This is a genomic window from Pseudomonas sp. P5_A2_2 (genome assembly GCF_054177685.1).
Window position 1 is genome coordinate 1 of sequence record NZ_JBGCUL010000195.1, and the last position, 6,716, is coordinate 6,716.

Below are 6,716 nucleotides of genomic sequence, written 5' to 3' on the forward strand. Positions count from 1 at the left end.
ACCTTTCCCGCATCGCCTCGGTCCGCGCCTTCAACACCGGTTTAAGCAAGTAATCGAGCACCGTTTTCTCCCCGGTAATGATGTCCACCGTCGCCACCATCCCCGGGATGATCAGTAGCGGTTTCACGTCCCCACCCAAATGGTTTTTGTCAGTGCGCACCTGAATCAGATAGAAGCTGTTGCCCTTGTCGTCGGTGATGGTGTCGGCGCCGATCAATTCCAGTTTGGCACTCAGGCCGCCGTAAATGGTGTAGTCGTAGGCACTGAACTTGACCATGGCTTTCTGGCCCGGATGCAGGAATGCAACGTCCTGTGGCCGCACCTTGGCTTCGATCAGCAGGTTGTCTTCCAGCGGCACGATTTCCACCATGTCGCTGCCGGGCTGGACCACGCCGCCGATGGTGTTGACCTTCAACACCTTGATGATGCCGTGAACCGGCGAGACCACGGTGGTACGGGTCACGCGGTCGTCGATGGCGATGCTCGATGCCGTGATTTTCGACAGGTCGGTGCGTTTCTCGTTCAGCTCTTTGGCGGCTTCGGAACGGAAGGTCTGTTCCGATTCGTCAATCTTGCTTTTGATCTCGTTGATCGCCGATTCGGCCCGGGGAATGGCCAGGGTGGTGGCGTTGAGCGAGCCGCGAATCTCCACTGCGCTGCGTTTGAGGCGCAGGATTTCCACCGGTGACACCGCACCCGTGCCCACCAGCGGTGTGGACATGTTCATTTCCTGTTGCAGCAGCGCCAGACTGGAGCTGAACTGCCCCTGTTTCGAGCGGAACTCCGCCAGCTCCTGGGTTTTTTGCCGAAGTTGCTCGGTCAGGGTGCGCTGTTCGCTGGCCAGTCGGCGTTGCCGCTGCTCGTACAGCGAGCGCTCGTCTTCAGCCACTTGCGGAGCTTTGGCGATCACTTCTTCCGACAGTTTGAACGGCCGGCCTTCGGCTTCGGCCGAAAGCCGTTCGACTTGTGCGGTCAAGGCATAGCGATCGGCTTCGCTTTCGCCCTTGTTCGACAGGTAGCGGGTGTCATCCAGGCGCAGCAAGGTGTCGCCCTTGTTCACCATTTGTCCTTCACGGACGAAAATTTCAGTGACGATACCGCCCTCCAGGTTCTGGATCACCTGGACCTTGCTCGACGGAATCGCCTTGCCTTCGCCCATGGTCACTTCCTGCAACACGGCGAATCTGGCCCAGACCAGTGCGCTGATCAGCAGCGCGGCCGCCAGCCACACGGTAATTCGCGACCAGCGCGGCGAGTCCTGCAACGACGCACCGGCGGTTTCCGGCATGAACTCGGTTTCGGCACTTTTGTTGAAGCTGTCGAAGTAGCCACGGGATCCCTGATCGGCAGACATGGACGACTCCTAGACGGCCGCAGAGCCGACACGGCCCTTGCGCAGTGCATCGATGACCGCTTCTTTCGGACCGTCGGCGACGATCCGTCCGTTGTCCAGCACCACCAACCGGTCCACCAGGCTCAGCATCGAGGTGCGGTGGGTCACCAGCAGGATGGTTTTGCCCTGGACCCAGCCGTGGAGTTTTTGYCGCAGGACGTCTTCGCTGCTGTTGTCCATGGCGCTGGTGGGTTCGTCGAGCAGCATGATGGGCGGGTCGAGCAACATGGCCCGGGCCATCAATACCGCCTGGCGCTGGCCGCCGGACAGCAATTGCCCGCGTTCGCCCACGGGCCGGTCGAAGCCTTGCGGGTGTTGCCGGGCCAGCTCGGTGACGCCGGTCATTTCCGCCACTTCGAGCATGCGTGAGTCGCTGATATAGCGCGCGCCGAGGGTCAGGTTGTCGCGCAGGCTGCCAGCCAGCAGCGGCAGGTCGTGGGCGACGTAACCGATTTGATGGCGCAGGTCGGCGACGTCCAGTTGTCGCAGGTCCAGGCCATCGAGCAGTAACTGGCCTTCATCCGGTTCGTAGAAGCCCATCACCAGTCGCGCCAGGGTGCTTTTGCCTGAGCCGCTGCGGCCGATGATGCCAATGCGCTCGCCGGGTTTCACACTGAAGCTGATGTTGCCCAGGGCAGGAGCACTCTGGCCGTTGTAGTGGAAGGTCACGCCGACAACATCCAGCGCGCCTTGCAGTTGGGTGCGCTCCAGCGGCCGTTGTCTGGCGTCGCGCTCCTGGGGCAGGCCCATCAGCGCGTCGGTGCTTTTCATGGTCAGTTGCGCTTGCTGGTAGCGGGTGATCAGGCCGGCGATCTGTCCCAGTGGCGCCAGCACCCGACTGCCGAGCATGTAGCTGGCCACCAGGGCACCGACGCTGAGGTTGCCGGCGATGATGCTGTAGACCCCGGCGACAATGGTCGCCATGCCGGACAGTTGCTGGATGAACAGCGTGCCATTGGTAGCCAGGGCCGAGAGGTTGCGCGCGTGRCTGTCGAGGCGGGTGAGGGCGCCGTGGGTGCTTTCCCATTTGTGCTGGCGTTCGCTTTCGGCGCTGCAGGCCTTGAGGGTTTCCAGGCCGCTGAGGGTTTCGATCAACAGTGCCTGGCGTTCGGCGCCGAGGCTGAGGCTCTTTTGTACGGTGTCGCGCAGGCGTATCTGGATCACCATGGCGAAGACGATGGTGATGGGGAACGCCAGTGTCGGAATCACCACCAGCCAGCCACCGAGCAGGCCGATCACCAGCAGCATCAGCAGGCAGAAGGGCAGATCGATCAGGCTGGTGAGGGTCACGGCGGTGAGAAATTCCCGCAGGCCCTGGAAGTCATGAATGCTTTGGGCGAAGCCACCGATGGTCGCCGGCCGCGCTTTCATCGCCATGCCGGTGATGCGCTCGAACAGAGTGGCCGACAGGATCACGTCGGTTTTCTTGCCGGCGGTATCCAGCAAGTGCGCGCGCACGACCCGCAGCACCAGCTCGAATGCGGTGCCGATCAGCAGACCGATGGCCAGCACCCACAAGGTCGAAGTAGCCTGGTTTGGCACCACGCGGTCGTAGGTTTGCATCACGAACAGCGGCACCATCAGCCCCAGCAGGTTGATCAGGAAACTCGCCAGGATCGCATCGCTGTACAGCCATTTCGACAGCTTCAGCGTATCGCGAAACCAGGCCTGCACCCGAGGCACCAGCGGCGAGCGCAAGTCTTCGAGTTCGTGGCGTGGCCGGGCAAACAATGCCTGGCCACTGTAGTGTTCGGCCAGCTCCTCAGGGCTGAGCCATTGTTCGCCGCCGTCGGCCTCGCTGGGCAGGATCAGCACCTTGCCGTCCTCGCCATAACGGCGCAGGACGGCCGTGCGGCCATTGTCGAGCAATAGCAGCACAGGCAGGTTGAGCGGGGAGATGTCTTTGAGGTCACGGCGCAGCAAGCGCGCCTGTAAACCGGCCCGGGCCGCTGCACGGGGCAGCAGGTCCAGGCTCAGGCGTTGGTGTGCCATGGGCAGCCCGGCACTCAGGCTGGCGCGACTGACCGTCGCGCCGTGGAGTTTGCAAAGGATCAGCAGACCGTCCAGAAGCGGGTCATCGAAGCTCAGGCGTGGATCGACACCGGTGTTGCCGGGTTCCATGCTGGTCATTGAACCCTCCCGGGCACTACTTCATTTCAGGTAGTCGAGCTTCGTTTTTCACTTCGGTCTGGGCGATCGCGTCGGCGGGCAGTACGACCCGTTGTTTGCTCAACAATTGGCCCATGTTCGCCAGGACTCGGTACATCGAAAACTCTTCGGTGTAGCGCACTTCGGTGTAGCGACGGTTGGCGTTGTAGAGTTCGTTTTCACTGTCGAGCAGGTCCAGCAGGGTCCGTTGACCGAGGCCGAACTGATCCTGATAGGCGATGCGTACGCGTTTGCTGGTGTCGGCGTATTCACGGGCGGTCGGGGTTTGTTTCTTGGCATTGACCATAGCGTTCCAGGYCAGGTGAATGTTCTCATTGAGCTGGCGCAGGGCATTGTTACGGATGTCCATGGCCTGGTTGATCTTGTGCGAGTCGGAGGCCAGGCGCGCTTTGTCGCTGCCGCCGCGGAACAGGTTGTAGTTCATGATCACGCCGACCCGCCATTCATTGTCGTGGCCTTCATCACCCTGCACGTTGTTGTTCGCGCCCACGGCGGCCTCGGCATCCAAGCGCGGGTAGAACGGCGACTTGGCGACTTCGTACTGGCTTTCGGCCGATTGCACGTCGGCCTGGGCGGATTTCAGGTAAGGGTTGTTTTCCACCATGCTCTGCTGGGCTTCGGGCAATGAGGTGGGGACTTCGCCGCGAATCGACGGCGGGGTTTCGAGTTCATCGGGCATACGCCCCACAACGGCATAGAAGTTTGATTCGGCATCAGCCAGATCGACTTCGGCGGTGTCGAGGTTGTTTTCTGCCAGTGCCCGGCGAGCCGCGGACTGGTCGGCATCGGCGTTGCTGCCCACGCCGCGCTGGGTGCGCAGGCCGATCTGGTCGTTGACCCGCAAGTGCGCTTGCAGGTTGTTCTTGGCCAGTGTCACCAGTTCGCGACGCTTGAGCACTTCGAGGTAAACCTCGGTGGTGCGCAGGGCCAGGTCCTGAGCCGTACCTTGAGCGTAATAGGCTCGTGAGTTGACCACGCCCTGGGTGCGCTGGACTTCATTGGCGGTGTTGAACCCGTCGAAGAGCATTTGCCGCAGGCGCAATTCCGACTGGGTGTAGTTCAAGGTTTCGGTGTTGTGCCCACTGGGGGTGAGCGCCCGGGTATTGGTGTTATCGCTGTACGCGCGCCCGTAGGCGGCGTTCAGATCAACAGCTGGATAAAAGCCCCCTTTGGCGACCTTCACGTCCTCATCCGCCGACAGACGGCTGTCCACCCGTGATGCCAGCTCCGGGTGGGTCGCGATGGTGCTCTGGATTGCCTCGGTCAGCGTCATGGCCTGAGCCTGGGACGAGCAGGCCATGGCCAAGAGAACCGCGCTGTAGAGGGGGGCTAATAGGCGCATGTTGCATCTCCCTGATTCCTGATGGTGCTTATCAGTCGCCAATTATTTGACGACATTTATAGGTAAAGTTGTTTCACATCTTTAACAAAAGAGCTAAGAACATTCTGGAGCGTAGCTAAGAAATTTTTTTCATAACGTGTATRCCAAAAAAAACTTATGCGCCCTGCAAAATCCAGCACATTGTTCAATGCGAAAGCCCTTGTTTTATGGGCGTTATGGCGCTTGTCGGGGTTTGAGGAAAGTTCCAATCCACTTATCGACATAGAGCGAAGAAGTGCTGGAGGGGAGGGACGCGAGCGATCTGGTGGCGACGGTTTTTTGTCACTTGAGTGGTTCAAGATCGTTACGCATTGCTCACAGGCAAGGTTGTTGCGAACAGGGATCCGATGCCATTGATTGCAGAGGGTTTTTCCCAAAATCGTAAACAGCGCCGTGAGCGACTGGCTGGGCGAGATCGTTGCCGGGGCCACGGCTTACTCACGTGAACCGGTACCTGGAACACGATCCGCCAGACAACCCGCTCGAGCCATGCGCACGTTCTTCGCACAAACAGGCTGCCGATAACGGTTGGCAGCGGAGGAAGTGCACATGGCTACGCTCATCGGTATCGTCAGTAAGGTCATCGGACAGGTGTTCGCGGTTGCGAGCGACGGCACCCGGCGCGCGCTGGTCGAGGGGGACCGGTTGTTCGCCGGCGACCAACTGAGCACCGGCGCCGAAGGCGCGGTGGCGGTGCATCTGCAAAATGGCCAGGAACTGACCCTCGGGCGCGGCAGCAGCATGCAGATGACCCCGCAGTTGCTCGCCAATCAGATTCCCCATGTGGAATCGTCTGAGGCGGTGACGCCGAGCGAAGCGCAGCTGACGGATGTCGAACGGCTGCAAAAAGCCATTGCGGTCGGCGACGACCCGACCCAGACCGCTGAAGCTACCGCTGCCGGGCCTGCCACGACTACCGGTGTACCGGGCGGCGTCCAGGGCAGTGGTCATGGTTTCGTCCTGCTCGAAGAAGTCGGCGGGCGAGTCGACCCGGTCATCGGCTTCCCCACTGCCGGTTTCAATGGCATTCCTGAGCTTCCGGAAGAACGCCTGAACGCTAATCCGGACATCGCTGTAGCGGCCGATGCTCCGGTGGTGCCGCCGGTGGTTCCGCAAGTGCCGAACAATCCGGTCACCTTCGACGGCCTGTCGGAGCAGAACGGCGAGCGGACCGTCAATGAAGCCAACCTGGCCGACGGTTCGGCGAGGAACGCAGACTCGCTGACGCGAAGCGGCACCTTCACCATCAATGCGCCCGACGGGCTGAGCAGCTTCAGCATCGGCGGGATCAACTTGATCAGCGGCGGTGTGGCGGCAGATTTCCCGCAGTCGAYCACCTCCCCGCTGGGCAGCACCCTGACCGTCACCAGTTACGACCCGGCCACGGGCGTGGTCAGTTACAGTTACACCCTCAACCGTGCCGAATCCCACGCAAGCGGCGAGGGTGCCAATAGTCTTGCCGAACACGTCACCGTGGTGGCCATCGACAGCAATGGCGACAGCGCTACCGGTACGCTGGATATCAGCATCATCGACGACGTGCCCAAAGCGGTCGATGACAACAATGGCACCGCCTCGGAAACCCTGCTGACCCTCAACGGCAACGTGCTGAGCAACGACGTGCAAGGCGCCGACCGCGTGCCGCTCGGGGAAAACGCCGGCCCCATCACTCCCGGCACCTTCACCGGCACCTACGGCACTTTGGTGCTGAATGCCAACGGCACCTACACCTACACGTTGAATACCAGCGATGCGGATTTCATAGCCCTGCAT

The 6,716-nt window shown here is 61.2% G+C and carries 5 protein-coding genes; 1 reads left to right on the top strand and 4 read right to left on the bottom strand.

Annotated elements, in window-relative coordinates; all coding sequences use genetic code 11:
• The 4 genes from ACXRVY_RS13655 to ACXRVY_RS13670 form a co-directional block, all read right to left on the bottom strand.
• On the bottom strand, positions 1 to 1,354 hold a 1,354-nt coding region (locus ACXRVY_RS13655; RefSeq protein WP_223462138.1), incomplete at its 3' end, for an HlyD family type I secretion periplasmic adaptor subunit.
• Between the two features lie 9 nt (positions 1,355 to 1,363).
• Positions 1,364 to 3,523 (bottom strand): type I secretion system permease/ATPase, encoded by a 2,160-nt coding sequence (locus ACXRVY_RS13660; protein ID WP_223462141.1) that lies wholly within the window; start codon positions 3,521 to 3,523, stop codon positions 1,364 to 1,366.
• 16 nt (positions 3,524 to 3,539) lie between these two features.
• Entirely contained in the window at positions 3,540 to 4,904 is a 1,365-nt protein-coding gene (locus ACXRVY_RS13665) for a TolC family outer membrane protein (protein ID WP_458237559.1), read from the bottom strand.
• A gap of 56 nt (positions 4,905 to 4,960) precedes the next feature.
• Positions 4,961 to 5,374 carry a hypothetical protein gene (locus ACXRVY_RS13670; RefSeq protein ID WP_458237560.1) on the bottom strand — a complete coding sequence of 138 codons (414 nt, stop codon included), beginning with the start codon at positions 5,372 to 5,374 and terminating at the stop codon, positions 4,961 to 4,963.
• 118 nt (positions 5,375 to 5,492) lie between these two features.
• On the opposite strand from ACXRVY_RS13670, the gene ACXRVY_RS13675 reads away from it, so the two are divergent.
• The coding region (locus ACXRVY_RS13675) for a retention module-containing protein (RefSeq protein ID WP_458237561.1) at positions 5,493 to 6,716 on the top strand (1,224 nt) is incomplete at its 3' end.